Genomic DNA, 18,545 nt, shown 5'->3' with positions numbered 1-18,545 from the left:
ATCCGATCGCGCACGGGACCTTCGGGACATGACGAACAACCACGAAGCGCACACCCCGTCCGACGGGCCTTCCCCCGGCCCCTCCGGAGCCGCCGACGCGCCCCGGATCACCTTGCGCAGCCCGGCCGAACTGGCCGACGCGCTGCCCTACATGCTCGGCTTCCACCCGACCGACTCCCTCGTCATGGTCGCCGTCCACGGCGAGGGCGGCCGCTTCGGGGGCCGGCTCCGGGTCGGTCTCCCCCTGACCTCCGCGGAGTGGGAGGACACCGCCCGGCAGGTCGCCGACTGCCTGATCCGAGGCAGTGTGCGGCGCGGTAGCAAGCCCGACGGCATCATCGTCTTCCTGTGCCAGGACCCGTGCGGGGACGAGGGCGGGCAGCGGGTGATGACCCGGTTGCGCCCGCTCGCCCAGCGGATCCGGCTGGCCTGCGGTGCCCTGGACGTTCCCGTGCTGGAGGCCCTGTGCCTCTCCGCCGGGCGGTACTGGTCCTATTGCTGCCCGGACGAGCGCTGTTGTCCCGCCGAGGGAAGCGCGCTGGCCGCGCCCGGCACCTCGGTGATGGCCGCCGCGGCCACCTTCGCGGGGCTGCGGGTGCGGGGCTCCCTCCGGGAGATCGAGCGCAGGCTGATCCCGCTGCGTGGGAAGGTGGCCGAGGAGATGGAGGGGGCCCTGGACCGGGCGGCCGTTGCCCTCGTGCCGAAGATCCTCGACGGGGCCACCCGGGAGGAGGTGGGCGCCGAGACCGTCCTGCTCGCCCGGGCGCTGATGCAGCGCATGACCCTCGCTCCGCCGGTCGAAGGCGGCACCCGCGCCGACGACTGGGACGACGCGCTGCTCGGCCACGAGGAAGCCGCCTCGCTCATCCTCGGCCTCCAGGACCGCGAGATCCGCGACATCGCAGCCGAGTGGATGGAGGACGAGGAGGCCGCTCCCGCGCTGCGGCTGTGGCGGGCGCTGGCCCGGCGCTGTGTCGGGGCCTACGCGGAGCACGCGGCGGCCCCGCTCACCCTGGCCGGCTGGGTCTCCTGGTCCACCGGGGACGAGCCGACCGCCCGGGTCGCGCTGGGGCTGGCGCTGCGGGCGGACGACGAGTACCGCTTCGCGCAGCTGCTCCACCACGCCTGCAACGAGGGGATCGACCCGGAAGGGCTGAGGCAGTGCCTGCGGGAGGAGCGGCGACGGCGGGAGCCGCGCCGGGGACGCCTGTCGGCCGGCTCCCGACGGGGTTCCACCAGGCCGCCCGGCCGTCGGAGCCGGACGGCCCGCCGCGAGTCCGGCCGCACCGCGGGGAGCGGGCTGTGAACCGGGTCCGGAGCCGGGTCCGGGATCAGGGCCGGGGCCGGGAGCGCGGCAGGGCCGGGTGGCCCGGGCGGTGGGCGTGGGGTCCGGCGGTCGCCGTCCTGTGCCGACGGCCGGCAGGGCGGCCGTACCTCCGGCGGGCGCAGCCCCCAGCGAGGCCCGTGACCCGGGCGGGGCCCGGGGCGTTGCCCTGGGGAGTGGTGGGGGCCCGGCCGCGCCGCCGCCCAGCCGACCCGACCGGAGCGCAGACAAGGCGACGCATGTCTCACCCCGTACCCCCCGCCCGCGTACCTCCCTCCCTTCCTCCCTTCCTTCCGCCCTCCCGCAGGTCCGACTTGCCGCCCGTGCACGGCGCCGTCATCTGCGTCGCGGCGCCGTGCCTGGTGGTCTCGCCGGAGCACGGCCAGCTCACCGGGCGCGGCATTGACGGGGTATACCGCTCCGGGCGCCGGCTGCTGTCCCGCTGCGTGCTGCGCGTCGCCGGCCGGGACCCCGTCGCCGTGCAGGGGCGCAGCCTCGGCGCCGACCGGGCCGCCTTCACCGCGACCGTCCGGACCGGGGCCGAGGCCGGGCCCGACCCCGATGTCGGGGTGGAGCGGGTCCGGCACGCCGACGGCACCGAGCGGATCACCCTGCGCAGCTTCACCGCCCGGTTGCTACGGATCCCCGTCGAGGTCCTGCTCGGCACCGACCTGGCGGAGCTGGCCGAGGTGGCCGCCGGCCGGTCCGGTCCGGAGCTGCCCGCCGCGGTGCACGCAGCCGGGCTGCGCTGGACCAGCGGCGAGGCCCAGGCCGTCACCGCCGCCGAGCCGCCTCCGGACGACGCGGTCGCCTCGGCCGGACTGCTGCGCTGGCAGCTCGAACTGCGCCCCGGCGAGTCCCGCACCATCGAGCTGCGGACCACCGGGGACCGCGGGGCACGGGCCCCCGCCGGGCAGGTGGCCAATCCCCTGGCCGACGACGCCCGCGCGGAGGGCGACGACCCGAGGGCCGAGGCCTGGTTCCGCACCAGCGTCCAGGACTTGGGCGCGCTGCTGCTCAGGGACCCGAAGGAGCCCGCCGACGCCTATGCGGCGGCCGGGGTGCCGTGGCGGCTCGGCCTGGCCCCGGCGGAATCCCTGTGGGCCGCCCGCATGGCACTCCCGCTCGGCACAGGGCTGGCCGCCTCGACCCTGCGCGTCCTGGGCCGCACCCAGGCGGGCGGCCGGGGCGCCGACGCCGGGAAGATCCCGGGACCCTTGCGCGGGGCCGGGCCTCAGCTGCCCCCGGGCTGCACCGGGACCGAGGCGACGCTCGCCTTCCCGGCCGTGCTCGCCGAAGCCCGGCTCTGGGGGATGCCCGAGGCGGAGGTGGCCCAGCTGCTTCCGGCCGCCGAGCGGTGCCTGGAGTGGCTGCGGGGCGCGCTGGGGGAGGACGGCTTCCTTGCCGACCCCGAGCCGGGGCCGCGCCGCTGTGAAACCCAGGCCCACGCCCATCGGGCCGCGCTGCTCGGAGCCGACCTGCTCGCCGGGTGCGGGCGGCCCGGAGCCGAGGAGTGGCGGGACAGGGCGGCCGCCCTGCGGGAGCGTTTCGCGGCGCGTTTCTGGGTCGACGGCCCGGACGGCGGCCGGCCCGCGGCGGCCCTGCATCCCGATGGGCGGCCGCTGCCCCGGCTGACCGGGGCCGCGGCGCACCTGCTGGACACCGGGCTGCTCGGCGGGGGCCGGCTCGCGCCGGGACTTCTCGACCGGGTCCGTACCGAACAGCTGGCCCGGCTGCTCGGAGCCCCCGGCATGGACTCCGGATGGGGGCTGCGGAGCATGGCGGTCCGCGAGCCGGGGCACAACCCGTTCGGCTACCGCTCGGGTGCGGTGCGACCGTACGAGAGCGCGGTCGCCGTGGCCGGACTGGCCCAGGCCGGCTTCGAGAAGGAGGCCACCGGACTGCTCCGGGGCCTGCTGGACGCCGCGGAGGGCTTCGGGTACCGCCTCCCGGAGATGTATGCGGCAGCGCAGCGCACCGCGGGCAGCACTCCGCTTCCGCATCCGGCGGCCTGCCGCCCGGCGGCGGTCGCGGCCGCCACCGGGATCCACGTCCTGACCGCCCTGGCCGGAATCCGGCCGGACGCCCCGGCGGGCACGGTGGCCCTCGCCCCGCTCCCCGGCGCTCCGCTCGGCGGGCTGCGCCTCTCCGGGCTGCGGGTCTCGGGAGAACCCTTTGCCGTCAGGATCAGCCGGCTGGGCCTCGGCATGGTGGAGGAGGCGGCCGATGCGCTCCAACTGGGCGGTTAGCGGGCGCCGCGCGCTCAAGTCCGGCCCGAGTGCTCCGGTCAGGGTGACGGGCCGCGGCTTCCGGTTCCGCGGCTCGAGGATCACCAAAGCTCTGTTTATCGTCAGGCAGACGACTATGATCGCGGCATGTCGCCCTACGACCCGTCGGCCTTCCCGCCCTTCGCCGTCACCGTCGACCTGGTCGTGCTCACCGTGCGGCGCCACGCGCTCTGCGCGCTGGTGGTCCGGCGGGGTGAGCAGCCCTTCCAGGGACGCTGGGCGCTGCCCGGCGGATTCGTGCGGGGCGATGAGGACCTGGCCGCGGCCGCCGCCCGCGAGCTGTCCGAAGAGACCGGCCTGTGCGCCCACGACCCGACCGCTCCCGAGGTGGGCAACGGGGCGCATCTCGAACAGCTCGCGACCTACGGCGATCCGAAGCGGGATCCGCGCATGCGCGTGGTCAGTGTGGCGCACCTGGTGCTGGCTCCGGACCTGCCCGCGCCGCGGGCCGGCGGCGATGCCAACAGCGCGCGCTGGGCCCCCGTCGACGAGCTCCTGTCCGCCGCCGGCCAGGCCGGCGCCGGACTCGCCTTCGACCACGAGCGGATCCTCGCCGACGGAGTCGAGCGGGCCCGCTCGAAGATCGAGTACTCCTCCCTGGCCACCGCCTTCTGTCCGCCCGAGTTCACCGTCGGCGAGCTGCGGCGGGTCTACGAAGCGGTCTGGGGCGTCGCCCTCGACCCGCGCAACTTCCACCGCAAGGTCACCGGCACCCCCGGGTTCCTGGTGCCGGCCGGGGGGACGACGACCCGTCAGGGCGGCCGCCCCGCCCAGCTGTTCCGGGCCGGCGGGGCCACGCTGCTCAACCCGCCGATGCTGCGCCCGGAAGTCTGACCCACCGACAACCGGGCCCGGAGCGGCCCGGTGGGGAGCCGGGCCGGCTTCCGAGCCGGGGCCGACACAGACGAGTCTCAGTGCCAGGTGCGCCGAAAATCGGACATATCGCGTTATCTTGTTAGCGGTATTCATCCTGCCGCAGAGCGGTCTCACCCCCCGCGAGGGAAGCGATGCTCCAGGCCATCGGACTCACCAGCACCCCCCGTCGAAACCTTCCACCCCTCGTGGACGACCTCACCTTCGAGGCCCACCCCGGGACCGTGACCGCGCTGCTCGGCGACCCAGGCTCGGGCAAGACCGCCGCGCTGCGGCTCATGCTCGAACTCGAACCGGGCCGCGGAGTCACCTACTTCCGCGGGCGCCCCCTGCACCGGATCCCGCATCCGGGCCGCGAGGTCGGCGTACTCCTCGGAGACCTCCCCGGCAATCCGTCGCGCACCGTCCGCAGCCAGCTGCGGATGCTCTGCGCCGCGGCCGGGGTGCCGGCCTCCCGGGCCGACACCATGCTGGAGGTCGTCGGCGTCGCCGGTCTGCGCGACGAGCGGCTCGGTTCGCTCTCGCTCGGCATGGAGCGCAGGGTCGCCTTGGCCGCCGCGCTGCTCGCCGACCCCTGCACGCTCCTCCTCGACGAGCCCGCCGCCGGACTCTCGCCCCGCGAACGGAGCTGGCTGCACGGGCTGCTGCGCGGCCACGCCTCCCTCGGCGGCGCGGTGCTCTTCACCACCGACGACGCCAAGGAGGCCGCGCGCAGCGCGGACCGGGTCGTCAGCATCGAGGCGGGACGGCTCGTCGCCGACCAGGACGCCGCCGAGTTCGCCCGGACCCGGCTGCGGCCGCGGGTGGCCGTGCGCACCCCGCACGCCGCCCGGCTGGCCGACGTACTGGGCCGCGAGGCCCGGGCGGCGCAGCGGGCCGTGGAGATCGTCGAGGAGAGCGGCAGTCGCCTGTCGGTGTACGGCAGCAACTGCGCGGAGGTCGGCGAGGCGGCCTTCCGGCACGGCGTGCTCGTCCATCAACTCGCCGACGAGACCGGCGACGCGGGCGCGCCTGCGTCTCTGCCGCGCGCCCGAGCCGCATCCGGCGCCAGCGCCGGGGCCGCGGCGGCGGACGCCGGCGGGACGCCGGCCGAGCCCGGCGGTGCCGGCGACGGCCACGGCCGCTATCGCTCGCGCCCCCGGCGCGCCCGCTCCGGCCGGCCCGCCTCCACCGTGCGCCGGCTCGGCGGCCCGCTGCGGCCCCTGCGCTACGAACTGCACCGGGTCTTCGGCACCGCCACCCCCGTCCTCACCGCCGCCTTCGTCGTCGCCGTCTCCGTCGTCACGGCGCTGGTGCTGGCCCGGGCCGGCGACACCGGGCAGAACCGTCTGCTCGCCGCCTGGCCGGAGTTGCTCCCACTGCCGCCCGCGGCTCTCGGGGCCGGACTGCTCGGCGCCCTGGCCTTCGGCGAGGAGTACCGCTATCCCGCGCTCGCCGCGGACCGCGGCACCGTCCCGCGCCGGCTCGGGCTGCTCACCGCGAAGCTCGGCGTCAGCGCCGTCCTCGCGCTCCTGGTCGGCGCCCTCGCCGTGACCGCCGACGCCGCAGCCCTGGCGCTGGTCTTCGGCGGCGGCCCGCTGCGCACCCCGGCGGAGTGGGTGTCCCCGGCCGCGAGTTGGGCGGGGCTGCTCGTCGGCTGCGCCTGGTCCGGCGTCCTGGCCTCCGGAGTCTTCCGGTCGGCCGCCGCAGGCCTGGCCGCGGTGCTCGCCGTGCCGGTGATGGTCGTACCGCTGGTGCGCAAGGCGGTGGACGGGCCGTCCGCGTACCCGGTGACCGGACTCGCGGAGCGGCTGCGCGGCCTCGCCTGGGCGCAGTGGCCTCCGGAGGCCGACCGTCTGGTCCTCGGGGCACTTCGTGTGATGGCCCAACCGGTCGGCACGGCGCTGGTGTTGTCGCTGATGGTCCTGTTGTGCGCCTATGGGTTCACAGGACTGCGCGGCCGCGTCCGTTTGTGAAGGATCGTTGGTGATCGTTCCGATGCCGGAGAAGGGCCCAACGGGACCGATGCGTTTCACATCCCGCACCGAAGATCGCAACTCCCCGCAAAAGGCCCGGTTCTTTACGATAAGTCGTCAATTGAGTAGGTGGCACCGATCACCCTTTCGTGTGCTTTTCAGCAAAGACCTCAAGGGTCGTGGAAGCACGGCCGACAAAGGATTCGTGAGTACCCTTGCGCACACCATGATGACCGCCGCCCGCCACGCCGATTCCGGCCTCGCCGGCCCGGGCGAACTCGACCGCTACCCCTACCCGGAGGCCTCCGGGGCCGACCGTGTGGGAGTGCCCCACTGGGACGGATCCGACGTCGAGTTGAGCCGCGTCGGCCGCCGCGCGGCAGGCAGCCGCGGCCGCGGACTGCACGGCCAACTCGTCCAGCAGCTCGGCCAGATGATCGTTTCGGGCGACCTCGGAGCGGACCGCCCGCTGGTCCCCGAGGAGATCGGCCAGCGCTTCGAAGTCTCCCGCACGGTCGTCCGCGAATCACTGCGGGTCCTCGAGGCCAAGGGCCTCGTCAGCGCTCGCCCCAACGTCGGCACCCGGGTCCGTCCGGTCGCCGACTGGAACCTGCTCGACCCCGACATCATCGAGTGGCGCGCCTTCGGCCCGCAGCGCGACGACCAGCGCCGCGAACTGGGCGAACTCCGCTGGACCATCGAACCGCTCGCCGCCCGCCTCGCCGCCGGACACGGCCGCCCGGACATCCAGCAGCGCCTCGCCGACATGGTCGAGATCATGGGGCACGCGCTCGGCCAGGGTGACTCGATCACCTTCGCTCGCGCCGACCACGAGTTCCACGCGCTCCTCATCCAGGTCGCGGGCAACCGCATGCTGGAGCACCTCTCCGGCATCGTCTCCGCCGCCCTCCAGGTGTCCGGCAGCCCCATCGTCGCCTGCGACCGCCCCAGCGAGACCTGCGTCGCGCACCACGCGCGCATGGTCGAGGCCCTCGCCGCCGGTGACGCGATCGGCGCGGAGAACGCCATGCGCCAGCTTCTGACGGTGCATCCGGAGGTCGAGCGCGTGGTCCCCGCCCCGCGCGAGCACTGACGGGCGCACGCACGGGGCCGCACACGGGAACGCTCACGGAGGCGCCGAGGTCCGCCAGCCCTTCGCCGGCCCCCAGGGGGTGCCCCCGGACGGCCCCGGGAGAGCCCCCGGGCGGAGTCCGGGGGAGGGTCCGGCGGCGCCCGCGCCCGGACCCTCGCCCCTCGGCCTCGCCCCTCGGCCTCGCCCCTCGGCCCCGGCCCTCGGCCCCGGCCCTCGGCCCGCGACCGCCGGGACGCCGGTTCCGGGTAGTCGTCCGGCCCGCGAAACGGGGCGTGTTCGGACACGCCGGGCGTACACAAATCACGGTATGACCGGCATGGCATCAAACGGGGTGTGACTCGGGCCACGAAGATTGGGCGTAACGCTCTGCGAGGTCACGCGATGACCTAAGAGGTGATGGCCGACGGAGGGAAGACAGCAGCCCTTGCGGGTGCTGTACAGCTCCCCGGCCCCTGCCCGCGCCCCCGGCCCATCCCCAGTCGGTGGTCGTCGGCTCCGGTCCAGCACCACCAGGCCCGGGGTCGGAAGCCGTTTCCATCGTTCCGAGAGGTTGTTCGTGTCGGCCAGCACATCCCGTACGCTCCCGCCGGAGATCGCCGATTCCGAGTCTGTGATGGCGCTCATCGAGCGGGGCAAGGCCGAGGGGCAGATCGCCGGCGATGACGTGCGTCGGGCCTTCGAGGCTGACCAGATTCCTGCGACCCAGTGGAAGAATGTTCTGCGCAGCCTCAACCAGATCCTCGAGGAAGAGGGTGTGACGCTGATGGTCAGTGCCGCGGAGTCGCCGAAGCGCGCCACCCGCAAGAGCGTCGCAGCGAAGAGCCCCGTCAAGCGGACGGCCACCGAGCCCGTAGCCAAGAAGGCGGTCGCGAAGGCGGCAGCAGCGCCGGCCGCGGACGTGGCGGCCCCTGAGGCCGAGGCGCAGGCCCCGGAGACCGCGGACGCCCTCGCGGAGGGGACCGCGACCGAACCCGCCGCCAAGAAGACGGCGGCGAAGAAGACGGCGGCCAAGAAGGCGCCCGCCAAGAAGGCCGCGGCCAAGAAGACCGCGGCGAAGAAGACCGCCTCCAAGAAGGACACCGACGAGGCGGCCGACGAGGAGACCGCGGAAGACGGTCCCGCCAAGGCCGAGGCCGACGAGGACGAGGAAGGCGGGGAGAACAAGGGCTTCGTCATCTCGGACGACGAGGACGACGCCCCCGCCCAGCAGGTCGTCGTGGCCGGCGCCACCGCCGACCCCGTCAAGGACTACCTCAAGCAGATCGGCAAGGTCCCCCTCCTCAACGCGGAGCAGGAGGTGGAGCTCGCCAAGCGCATCGAGGCAGGTCTCTTCGCCGAGGACAAGCTCGCCAACTCCGACAAGCTGGCGCCCAAGCTCAAGCGCGAGCTGGAGATCATCGCCGAGGACGGCCGCCGCGCCAAGAACCACCTGCTGGAGGCCAACCTCCGCCTCGTGGTCTCCCTCGCCAAGCGCTACACCGGCCGCGGCATGCTCTTCCTGGACCTGATCCAGGAGGGCAACCTGGGCCTGATCCGCGCGGTGGAGAAGTTCGACTACACCAAGGGCTACAAGTTCTCCACGTACGCCACGTGGTGGATCCGGCAGGCGATCACGCGTGCCATGGCCGACCAGGCCCGCACCATCCGCATCCCGGTCCACATGGTCGAGGTCATCAACAAGCTGGCCCGCGTCCAGCGCCAGATGCTCCAGGACCTGGGCCGCGAGCCCACCCCGGAGGAGCTGGCCAAGGAACTCGACATGACCCCCGAGAAGGTCATCGAGGTCCAGAAGTACGGCCGAGAGCCCATCTCCCTGCACACCCCGCTCGGTGAGGACGGCGACAGCGAGTTCGGTGACCTCATCGAGGACTCCGAGGCGGTCGTCCCGGCCGACGCCGTGAGCTTCACGCTGCTGCAGGAACAGCTCCACTCCGTGCTCGACACGCTGAGCGAGCGCGAGGCGGGCGTGGTCTCGATGCGCTTCGGCCTCACGGACGGCCAGCCCAAGACCCTCGACGAGATCGGCAAGGTCTACGGGGTCACCCGTGAGCGCATCCGCCAGATCGAGTCGAAGACCATGTCGAAGCTCCGTCACCCCTCCCGGTCCCAGGTGCTGCGCGACTACCTGGACTGATCCGGACCGGCGGCGAGCGGTTCCTCGCGGGTCGTCGCCGGTGGCCGCGCGGGTGCGCACGGCCACCGGGCGACCCACTCTGGGTGGAGTCATGCACACTCGGAGTCAGGAGGCCTCATGCGTCGTCCCTTTGCCCGTGTCCTGGCGGGCGCGCTGACCCTGGTGGCGGGAGCGGCGGCGGCGCCGCTGAGCCAGGCGCCGCGAGCCGCGGCGGACAGCGTGGTGATCGGCGGAAAGCCGGTGAAGGTGGCCGATGCCCCCTGGGTCGTGGCCCTCGCGAGCCGTGACCGGTTCGGGGGTACGCGGGGCGGGCAGTTCTGCGGGGGTGTGCTCGTGGCCCCGACCAAGGTGCTGACCGCGGCGCACTGCCTGGCGCGCCAGGTGCTCGGCGGCCCGGTGGACTCCGTCCGGGACTTCCGGGTGATCACCGGGCGTACGGAGCTGCGTGCCGCCGAGGGGCGGGAGATCGCGGTGCGTTCCGCCCGGGTGAACCCCGGCTACGACCCGAAGAGCAACGCCGGCGACCTGGCCGTACTGGAGCTGGACGAATCCGTGCCGCCGCAGGACGTGCTGGCGATGGCCGGCCCGGGGCATCCGGCGTACGGCGCGGGGACGGGCGCCGCCGTGTACGGCTGGGGCGACACGAGCGGATTCGGTGACTACGCGTACGCGCTGCGGGCGGCACGGGTGACCGTCCTGGCGGACGAGGTGTGCGCGGGGGCGTACCCCGGGGACGCGGACGGACAGTACCGTGCCGACTCCATGGTGTGCGCGGGAGACCGCGAGGGCGGCAAGGACGCCTGCCAGGGCGACAGCGGCGGGCCGCTGGTGGCCGAGGGGCGGCTCATCGGGGTGGTGTCCTGGGGGCGCGGCTGCGGGCGGGCCGACAGCCCGGGTGTGTACACGCGGATCGCACCGCTGCTCGGCTTCGTCGCCGAGTTCACCACCGGCCCGGAGGTGGGTCAGGGGAGGCGCGTACGTCCAGATGCCCGCGCGGGCCTGGGGGAGGGCGTACAGCCCGCTCAGGGGCCCGGAAGGGGCCTTTCGCCGGGAAGCCGGCCGGCGCTGCGGCGCTGAGGCCGTCCCGGATCCGGAGATGCCCGGCCGGGGACCGGACGCGGGAACGTCGAGGCCGGTCCCGGTGCCGGGCATGAGGACGGGCGGTTCCCCTGGGTCTCAGGGGAACCGCCCGTCGACCGGCCTGGCCGGTCCTGGCTCGTCGGATGCGAGGTACAGGCCTTGTGTCAGCGGTCCTCGGGTTCGGCGGCGCTGGCCGCCGGAGCGGACGTGAGCCGCTCGGTCTCATCCTGTATTTCCGCGGCGATCTTCTTGAGTTCCGGCTCGAACTTGCGCCCGTGGTGGGCACAGAAGAGCAGTTCACCACCGCTGAGCAGGACGACGCGCAGATATGCCTGGGCGCCGCAACGGTCGCATCGGTCAGCGGCCGTCAGCGGGGTCGCGGGTGTCAGAACAGTAGTCACGTCGCCTCTTCTCTAGCTCGACGAGCTGTCGTACCAGGGTCAACATCCAACCAGGCCGAAAACGTTCCCGCTCGCGGCTTTTCCTCGAAACTTCCTTCCGAAGCTGGCCGGCTGTTGCCGGTTGGCGGCGAAGGAGCCGTATTGCGTTGCTTTACGGTTTCGCGTTGTCAGGTCGTTCGCTTGTAGCAGTTCTGCCCTCTCCGGCTGAGTGCCGGTTGTTCATGAGGACGTGCCCGAACACTAAATGGTTCATGCGCGGAAGGGAACGTGATGTTTCCTTCACCCCCACGGGGGATCGAACACCCGTGCGCATCTGGACTAGGCTGACGAAGGGCGTGGGGTGGCGTTGCATCGGCTCTACCAGGCCTCGGTACCCTTCCAGCGGCAGCCGAGCCACCCCTGCGCCCGACCGGGCCAGACCAAGAAATTCAGCGAGGAGCGAACTGCGTGACCGCCGACACGTCCGTGCCTTCCAGCGCACTGCTGACCGGAGCAGACCGGGACGGCTCCAACTACACCGCGCGGCACCTGCTCGTCCTCGAAGGCCTCGAGGCCGTCCGCAAGCGCCCCGGCATGTATATCGGGTCCACCGACAGCCGTGGCCTCATGCACTGCCTCTGGGAGATCATCGACAATTCCGTCGACGAGGCCCTGGGCGGGTACTGCGACCACATCGAGGTGATCCTCCACGAGGACGCCTCCGTGGAGGTCCGGGACAACGGCCGCGGCATCCCCGTGGACGTCGAGCCCAAGACCGGCCTCTCGGGCGTCGAGGTCGTCATGACCAAGCTGCACGCCGGCGGAAAGTTCGGCGGCGGCTCCTACGCCGCCTCCGGCGGTCTGCACGGCGTCGGCGCCTCCGTGGTCAACGCCCTCTCCGCCCGCCTCGACGTCGAGGTCGACCGGGGCAGCTCCACGCACGCCATCAGCTTCCGCCGCGGCGTCCCCGGAATGTTCACCGAGCAGGGCCCCGACAGCCCCTTCGACCCCGCCAACGGTCTGCGCAAGGTCAAGCGGATCGCCAAGGGCAAGACCGGCACCCGGGTCCGGTACTGGGCCGACCGGCAGATCTTCCTCAAGGACGCCAAGCTCACGCTGGACACGCTCTACCAGCGCGCCCGCCAGACCGCCTTCCTCGTCCCCGGCCTGACGATCGTCGTCCGCGACGAGCGCGCCCTGGAAGGGGCCGGCAAGACCGAGGAGACCTTCCGCTTCGACGGGGGCATCAGCGAGTTCTGCGAGTACCTCGCCCAGGACAAGGCCGCCTGCGACGTCCTGCGCCTGACCGGCACGGGCACCTTCAAGGAGACCGTCCCGGTCCTCGACGACCGCGGCCACATGACCCCCACCGAGGTCACCCGCGAGCTCGGCGTGGACATCGCCCTGCGCTGGGGCACGGGCTACGAGACCAACGTCAAGTCGTTCGTGAACATCATCGCCACCCCCAAGGGCGGCACCCACATCTCCGGCTTCGAGCGCTCGATCACCAAGACCGTGAACGAGGTGCTGCGCTCCGCGAAGCTGCTGCGCGTGGCCGAGGACGACGTGGTCAAGGACGATGCGATGGAGGGCATGACGGCGGTCGTCACCGTCCGCCTCGCCGAGCCGCAGTTCGAGGGCCAGACCAAGGAGGTGCTCGGCACCTCGGCGGCCACCCGGATCGTCGCGGCCGTCGTCGCCAAGGAGCTCAAGGCGTTCCTGACCTCCACCAAGCGGGACGACAAGCAGCAGGCCCGCTCCGTGATGGAGAAGATCGTCGCGGCCGCCCGGACCCGGATCGCCGCCCGCCAGCACAAGGAGGCGCAGCGCCGCAAGACCGCGCTGGAAACCTCCTCGCTGCCCGCCAAGCTCGCCGACTGCCGCAGCGACGACGTGGAGCGCAGCGAGCTCTTCATCGTCGAGGGCGACTCGGCGCTGGGCACCGCGAAGCTCGCGCGCAATTCGGAGTTCCAGGCGCTCCTGCCCATCCGCGGCAAGATCCTCAACGTCCAGAAGTCGTCGGTCTCGGACATGCTCAAGAACGCCGAGTGCGGGGCGATCATCCAGGTCATAGGAGCCGGCTCGGGCCGGACCTTCGACATCGACGCCGCCCGGTACGGGAAGATCGTCCTGCTCGTCGACGCCGATGTGGACGGCGCGCACATCCGCTGCCTGCTGCTCACGCTCTTCCAGCGGTACATGCGCCCCATGGTCGAGGCGGGCCGGGTCTTCGCCGCCGTGCCGCCGCTGCACCGGATCGAGCTGGTCCAGCCGAAGAAGGGCCAGGACAAGTACGTCTACACGTACTCGGACAACGAGCTGCGCACGACGCTGCTGGAGTACCAGCGCAAGAACATCCGCTACAAGGACTCGATCCAGCGCTACAAGGGTCTCGGCGAGATGGACGCGGACCAGCTGGCGGAGACCACCATGGATCCCCGCTTCCGCACCCTGCGCCGGATCAACATCGGCGACCTGGATTCGGCCGAGTCGGTCTTCGACCTGCTCATGGGCAACGAGGTGGCCCCGCGCAAGGAGTTCATCACCAGCTCCGCCGCCACCCTGGACCGCTCGCGGATCGACGCCTGACCGAGGCCGGCGCCCCCGGTGGCACCTCCGGGCTCCTGGCACACCGCTGCTCTTCACTCCATCACCTGATGGAGTGAAGAGCAGCGGGACACCAGTCCGGAAACCGTCCCTCCCGCACATCCTTGTGGGCACGCGGCCAATGCGGCGGCGGACAAGGAGAGTTCGGTGGACAAGCACGAAGGTCGTGATGCCGGAACGATCCGGCTGGACGACCCCTGGTACGACGCGCTGGCCGTCGGATGGGGCGAGGGCGCGGGTGCCGGCGTAGGCGAGGGTCCCGGCGGATCGGCCGGCGAGGGTGCGGAAACGTCACCGCCGCGCTCCGGACCCGGTGGTCCGCACGTGCCCGGCGCGTCCGACATCTACCTCGAAGTGCAGCGCAGTGCCGCCTTCCAGGATGTGCGCAGCCGCTACCGAAGGTTCGTCGTCCCCGCGACCGCCGGCTTCTTCCTCTGGTACGTCGCCTACGTGATCGCGGCCACCACGGCGCCCGCCATGATGGCCCGGCCCGTGGTCGGGTCCGTCAACGTGGCCCTGCTGGCGGGCCTCGGGCAGTTCCTCAGCACCTTCCTGCTGACCTGGGCCTACGCCCGGCACGCCCGGCTGCGGCGCGACCGCGCGGCCCTGGACCTGCGCTGGACGGTCTTCGAGCAGGAGCAGGTCCGCCGGGCGGACGTCGGGGAACGCACCCGAGCGCGGGGGGCGGGCCGGTGACCACCGAGCACCAGACGCTGGCGCTGCTCCTGTTCAGCGTCTTCATCGCCGTCACGCTGGGCATCACCACGTGGGTGAGCCGCAACCGGCACGGCTCGGCGGAGGAGTTCTATGCCGGCGGGCGGCTCTTCTCCCCCATGGAGAACGGTTTCGCCATCGCCGGCGACTACATGTCCGCCGCCTCCTTCCTCGGCATCTCCGGCCTGATCGCGCTCTTCGGCTACGACGGCCTGCTGTACTCGGTGGGCTTCCTCGTCGCCTGGCTGGTCGTGCTGTTCCTCGTCGCGGAACTCGTCCGCAACTGCGGCCGCTTCACCCTCGCCGACGTGGTCGCCGCGCGGATGAGCGAGCGGCCGGTGCGCATCGCCGCCGGGACCTCCTCGGTCGTCGTCTCCGTGCTGTACCTCGTCGCGCAGATGGTCGGCGCGGGCAGCCTGGTCGGCCTGCTGCTGGCCGATTCGGGCCGGACCGCACGGACGCTGACCGTGATCGGGGTCGGCGCGCTCATGGTGATCTACGTGTCCTTCGGCGGGATGCGGGCCACCACCTGGATCCAGATCGTCAAGGCCGTGCTGCTGATGGGCGGGGCGATCACCCTGACCGTGCTGGTGCTGCTGCGCTTCCACGGGAACTTCGACCAGCTGCTCAGCACCGCCGCGGAGCGCAGCGGGCACGGGAACCGCTTCCTGGGCCCCGGGCTGAAATACGGCGGCGACTGGACGGCCCGCTTCGACTTCATGAGCCTCGGGCTCGCGCTGGTCCTCGGCACGGCAGGGCTGCCGCACATCCTGTCGCGCTTCTACACCGTGCCGACGGCGCGGGCGGCCCGCCGGTCGGTGGTGTGGGCGATCGGGCTGATCGGCGGCTTCTACCTGATGACCATCGTGCTGGGCTTCGGGGCCGCGGCGCTGCTCGGGCCGGAACAGGTCAAGGCCTCCAACGCCTCGGGGAACACGGCGGTTCCGCTGCTCGCGGCGTTCCTGGGAGGAGGGGCCGAATCCACCGGTGGCGCCGTGCTGTTCGCCTTCGTGGCGGCCATCGCCTTCGCGACGATCCTCGCGGTGGTCGCGGGGATCACCCTGGCGTCGTCGGCCTCCGTAGCGCACGACCTGTACGCCTCGCTCAAGCGCCGCCACGCCCGGCAGCGCAGCGAGGTGGCGGTGGCCAGGGTGGCCGCCGTCGGGATCGGGGCGGTGGCGATCGCGCTGGGGCTGCTCGCGCAGGATCTGAACGTGGCGTTCCTGGTGGGGCTGGCCTTCGCTGTGGCTGCCTCGGCGAACCTGCCGGTACTGCTGTACTCGCTGTTCTGGCGCGGCTTCACCACGCGGGGCGCCGTCTGGTCGGTGTACGGGGGGCTCCTGCCGGCGGTGCTGCTGGTGGCGTTCTCTCCGGTGGTCTCGGGCAGCCCCGAATCCCTGTTCCCGGGCGTGGACTTCCAGTTCTTCCCGCTCCAGAACCCGGGCCTCGTGTCGATCCCGCTGGGCTTCCTGGCGGGCTGGCTGGGCACGGTCACCTCGGCGGAGGAGCCGGACGAGCGGCGTCACGCGGAGACCGAAGTACGCTCGCTGACGGGGGCCGGGGCGGTCTGAGGCCCCGACGTCACCCCGTCGCCGGGGGCTGCCAGGAGTAGCGGTGCTCAGGGCGGCCCGTCTCGCCGTAGCGCAGGGCCAGGGTGACGCGGCCGGAGCGGTCGAGGAGCTTGAGGTAGCGCTGGGCGGTCTGGCGGCTGATGCCCGCGCGGTCGGCGATCTGCTGCGTGGAGAGCGGGCCTTCGGCGGTGCGCAGGATCCCGCGGACCAGCTCGGCGGTGGTGGGGGAGTGGCCCTTGGGCAGGTCGTTGGGGGCTCCCGCCGAGGCGAGGGCGCCGAAGATCCGGTCGACCTCCGCCTGTTCGGCCTCGCCGCCCGTGTCCAGGGTGCGGCGCAGGGACCCGTAGGCCTCCAGACGGGTGCGCAGGCCCGCGAAGGTGAAGGGTTTGACCAGGTACTGGAGGGCACCGAGGCGCATCGCGGCCTGGACGGTGGCCAGATCGCGGGCGGCCGTGACCATGATGACGTCGGTGTGGTGGCCGCGTTCGCGCAGGCGGCGGACCAGGTCCAAGCCGTTCTCGTCCGGGAGGTAGTGGTCCAGGAGGATCAGGTCCACCGGGCGGGAGTCAAGGAGAGCCAGCGCCTCCGCCGCCGAGTGGGCTTGGGCCGACACGCGGAAGCCGGGAACCTTCGCCACATAGGCCGCGTTGATCCGGGCAACACGCATGTCGTCGTCGACGACCAATACGTCGAAATCTCGGCTCACACCGGACATCCTGCTCGGGGTCTCCTTCATCGCAGGGCCTCCGGGAGCACGACGGAGAATTCCGCCCCTCCGTCCGCTGCCTCGCCGGCCCGGACCGTGCCGCCCTGCCGCTCCGCCAGGCGCCGCACCAGCGCGAGACCGAGCCCGCGCTCCCGGTGGGCCCGGGGCTGCTTGGTCGACCAGCCCTCGGTGAAGATCTCCTCGCGGCGCGCTTCCGGGACGCCGGGGCCGCTGTCGCGCACCAGCACGGCCGCCGTGCGGCCTTCCGCCCGGATGTCGACCTCGACCAGCGGCGCGAGCGAGCCCGCCGCCGCGTCCAGCGCGTTGTCGACCAGGTTGCCGACGATGGTGACCAGCCCTCCCGGGTCGACGAGGCGGTCGGGCAGCAGGGCGTGGTCCGCCAGGCGCAGCGGGACGCCGCGCTCGGCCGCGACCGTGGCCTTGCCGACGAGCAGCGCGGCGAGCAGCGGGTCGTGGATCTTCTCGGTGACCTCTTCGGCGGTACTGCGGTGCACGCCGACGACCTCCGTCACGAACTCCACCGCCTCCTCGTACAGGCCCAGCTCCAGCAGGCCCAGGAGGGTGTGGAGCCGGTTGGCGTGCTCGTGGTCCTGCGCCCGCAGGGCGTCGATCAGACCCTTGGTGGAGTCGAGCTCGCGGCCCAGGTGCTCCAGCTCGGTGCGGTCGCGCAGGGTGGCCACGGCTCCGCCGTCCTCGGTGGGCATCCGGTTGGCGACCAGGACGCGTGGGCCCTGGACGGTGAGCAGGTCGTGGCCGGTGACGCGCCCGGCCAGGACGTCGGTGGTGCGGCCCGCGCCGAGTACGTCGTCCAGCGCGCGCCCCGCGACCGCGCCGGCGGAGTCGGGCGCGAGGCCCAGCAGCCGGGCCGCCTCGTCGTTGACCAGCCGGACCCGGCCGTCCCGGTCGAGGGCGATCACGCCCTCGCGGATGGAGTGCAGCATCGCCTCGCGCTCGGCGAGCAGGCCCGCGATGTCGGAGAAGGCCAGGTCCCGGGTCTGGCGCTGGATCCGGCGGGAGAGCAGGTAGGCGGCGAGGGCGCCCGCAGCCAGGGCGCCGCCCGCGTACGCGAGCAGGCCGGGGATGGCGCCGAGCAGACGGTCGCGGACGCTGTCGTAGGCGATGCCGACGGAGACGGCGCCGACGATCTCGCCGTCGGCGGCGAGCAGCGGGACCTTGCCGCGCGCGGAGCGGCCCAGGGTGCCCTCGTCGATCTCCATGACCTCGCGGCCCGCCAGGGCGTCGCCGGGGTCGGTGGAGACGGGGCGGCCGATCCGGTCGGGGCTCGGGTGCGAGCGGCGGATTCCGGCCGGGTCGATGACGACCACGTACTCGGCGCCCGTGGCCCGGCGGATGCGCTCGGCCGAGGCCTGTACCGGGCCGTCCGGTGCCGGACCCGAGCCGAGGACGCCGGCGGCCAGCGCGGGGTCGGCCGCCGCGCTCTGGGCGATGGCCAGTGCGCGCCGCATGGCCTGGTCGTCGAGCTGCGCACTCAGCGGGGCCAGGAAGAGTCCGGTGGCCAGGGCGAGCACCCCGGCGGCGATGGCCAGCTGGGTCAGCAGGATCTGGGAGACGGCCCGTCTGGGCAGCCCGAGGCGCCGAGCGCTCGTGTGGGGGAACCGCATGACTAGAAACCGTAGGCCGGTTCGGGCGTAAGTGGAATTTCCCTCGTCTACGCAAATGGCTTGCGCTATTTGCGCCCAGCTTGCGCAAGCAATGACGACATGAAAGTGCGGTCAGAGCGGTAGACGACTCGGCAATGCTCTGCAATTCTCGCGCTGCACACCGCAAATTCCTATCTC

The 18,545-nt window shown here is 72.9% G+C and carries 13 protein-coding genes; 10 read left to right on the top strand and 3 right to left on the bottom strand.

Annotation, left to right across the window (positions count from 1 at the left end; all coding sequences use genetic code 11):
- Window positions 1-28 precede the first annotated feature (28 nt).
- The 7 genes from J7F03_RS25310 (at window position 29) to J7F03_RS25280 (ending at window position 10,744) form a co-directional block, all read left to right on the top strand.
- Complete coding sequence (locus tag J7F03_RS25310) at window positions 29-1,306, top strand: DUF4192 domain-containing protein (protein ID WP_214953248.1); 1,278 nt, start codon at window positions 29-31, stop codon at window positions 1,304-1,306.
- Window positions 1,307-1,563: 257 nt separating this feature from the next.
- Window positions 1,564-3,573, top strand: coding sequence for a glycogen debranching N-terminal domain-containing protein (locus tag J7F03_RS25305; protein WP_214953246.1), 2,010 nt, complete (start codon window positions 1,564-1,566; stop codon window positions 3,571-3,573).
- A gap of 126 nt (window positions 3,574-3,699) precedes the next feature.
- A complete protein-coding gene (locus J7F03_RS25300; RefSeq protein WP_214953244.1) occupies window positions 3,700-4,446 on the top strand; it encodes an NUDIX domain-containing protein in 747 nt (248 codons plus the stop codon).
- Window positions 4,447-4,619: 173 nt separating this feature from the next.
- Complete coding sequence (locus J7F03_RS25295) at window positions 4,620-6,440, top strand: ATP-binding cassette domain-containing protein (RefSeq protein WP_214953242.1); 1,821 nt, start codon at window positions 4,620-4,622, stop codon at window positions 6,438-6,440.
- Between the two features lie 151 nt (window positions 6,441-6,591).
- A complete protein-coding gene (locus J7F03_RS25290) occupies window positions 6,592-7,533 on the top strand; it encodes a FadR/GntR family transcriptional regulator (protein ID WP_308379959.1) in 942 nt (313 codons plus the stop codon).
- Window positions 7,534-8,089: 556 nt separating this feature from the next.
- On the top strand, window positions 8,090-9,667 hold the full coding sequence (locus J7F03_RS25285; protein WP_308379958.1) for an RNA polymerase sigma factor: 1,578 nt from the start codon (window positions 8,090-8,092) through the stop codon (window positions 9,665-9,667).
- 117 nt (window positions 9,668-9,784) lie between these two features.
- Entirely contained in the window at window positions 9,785-10,744 is a 960-nt protein-coding gene (locus J7F03_RS25280) for a trypsin-like serine protease (RefSeq protein ID WP_214953238.1), read from the top strand.
- Between the two features lie 167 nt (window positions 10,745-10,911).
- Here J7F03_RS25280 and J7F03_RS25275 read toward each other — a convergent pair whose 3' ends face one another.
- Window positions 10,912-11,148, bottom strand: a complete 237-nt coding sequence (locus tag J7F03_RS25275) for a hypothetical protein (protein WP_112449103.1) — start codon at window positions 11,146-11,148, stop codon at window positions 10,912-10,914.
- A 447-nt stretch (window positions 11,149-11,595) separates the two neighbouring features.
- On the opposite strand from J7F03_RS25275, the gene J7F03_RS25270 reads away from it, so the two are divergent.
- The 3 genes from J7F03_RS25270 (at window position 11,596) to J7F03_RS25260 (ending at window position 16,019) form a co-directional block, all read left to right on the top strand.
- A complete protein-coding gene (locus J7F03_RS25270; RefSeq protein WP_214953236.1) occupies window positions 11,596-13,716 on the top strand; it encodes a type IIA DNA topoisomerase subunit B in 2,121 nt (706 codons plus the stop codon).
- Between the two features lie 165 nt (window positions 13,717-13,881).
- Window positions 13,882-14,430 carry a DUF485 domain-containing protein gene (locus J7F03_RS25265; RefSeq protein ID WP_214953234.1) on the top strand — a complete coding sequence of 183 codons (549 nt, stop codon included), beginning with the start codon at window positions 13,882-13,884 and terminating at the stop codon, window positions 14,428-14,430.
- The gene (locus J7F03_RS25260) at window positions 14,427-16,019 is read left to right on the top strand and encodes a cation acetate symporter (protein WP_214953232.1); all 1,593 of its coding nucleotides are present in this window, start codon (window positions 14,427-14,429) and stop codon (window positions 16,017-16,019) included. Before J7F03_RS25265 ends, J7F03_RS25260 begins: the two co-directional genes overlap by 4 nt.
- Before the next feature lie 10 nt (window positions 16,020-16,029).
- Here J7F03_RS25260 and J7F03_RS25255 read toward each other — a convergent pair whose 3' ends face one another.
- Both J7F03_RS25255 and J7F03_RS25250 read right to left on the bottom strand, forming a co-directional pair.
- On the bottom strand, window positions 16,030-16,734 hold the full coding sequence (locus tag J7F03_RS25255) for a response regulator (protein ID WP_214953230.1): 705 nt from the start codon (window positions 16,732-16,734) through the stop codon (window positions 16,030-16,032).
- A gap of 17 nt (window positions 16,735-16,751) precedes the next feature.
- On the bottom strand, window positions 16,752-18,368 hold the full coding sequence (locus J7F03_RS25250; RefSeq protein ID WP_214953228.1) for a sensor histidine kinase: 1,617 nt from the start codon (window positions 18,366-18,368) through the stop codon (window positions 16,752-16,754).
- Window positions 18,369-18,545 lie beyond the last annotated feature (177 nt).

The organism is Streptomyces sp. ISL-43 (assembly GCF_018614195.1).
GTDB lineage: Bacteria > Actinomycetota > Actinomycetes > Streptomycetales > Streptomycetaceae > Streptomyces.
This window is presented reverse-complemented; position numbering and strand designations above follow the sequence as displayed.

What these genes read in the sequence shown, in the direction of transcription:
- J7F03_RS25310 (WP_214953248.1), top strand. Translation starts at nt 29, where the DNA reads ATGACGAACAACCACGAAGCGCACACCCCGTCCGACGGGCCTTCCCCC.
- J7F03_RS25305 (WP_214953246.1), top strand. Translation starts at nt 1,564, where the DNA reads ATGTCTCACCCCGTACCCCCCGCCCGCGTACCTCCCTCCCTTCCTCCC.
- J7F03_RS25300 (WP_214953244.1), top strand. Translation starts at nt 3,700, where the DNA reads ATGTCGCCCTACGACCCGTCGGCCTTCCCGCCCTTCGCCGTCACCGTC.
- J7F03_RS25295 (WP_214953242.1), top strand. Translation starts at nt 4,620, where the DNA reads ATGCTCCAGGCCATCGGACTCACCAGCACCCCCCGTCGAAACCTTCCA.
- J7F03_RS25280 (WP_214953238.1), top strand. Translation starts at nt 9,785, where the DNA reads ATGCGTCGTCCCTTTGCCCGTGTCCTGGCGGGCGCGCTGACCCTGGTG.
- J7F03_RS25255 (WP_214953230.1), bottom strand. Translation starts at nt 16,734, where the DNA reads ATGTCCGGTGTGAGCCGAGATTTCGACGTATTGGTCGTCGACGACGAC.
- J7F03_RS25250 (WP_214953228.1), bottom strand. Translation starts at nt 18,368, where the DNA reads ATGCGGTTCCCCCACACGAGCGCTCGGCGCCTCGGGCTGCCCAGACGG.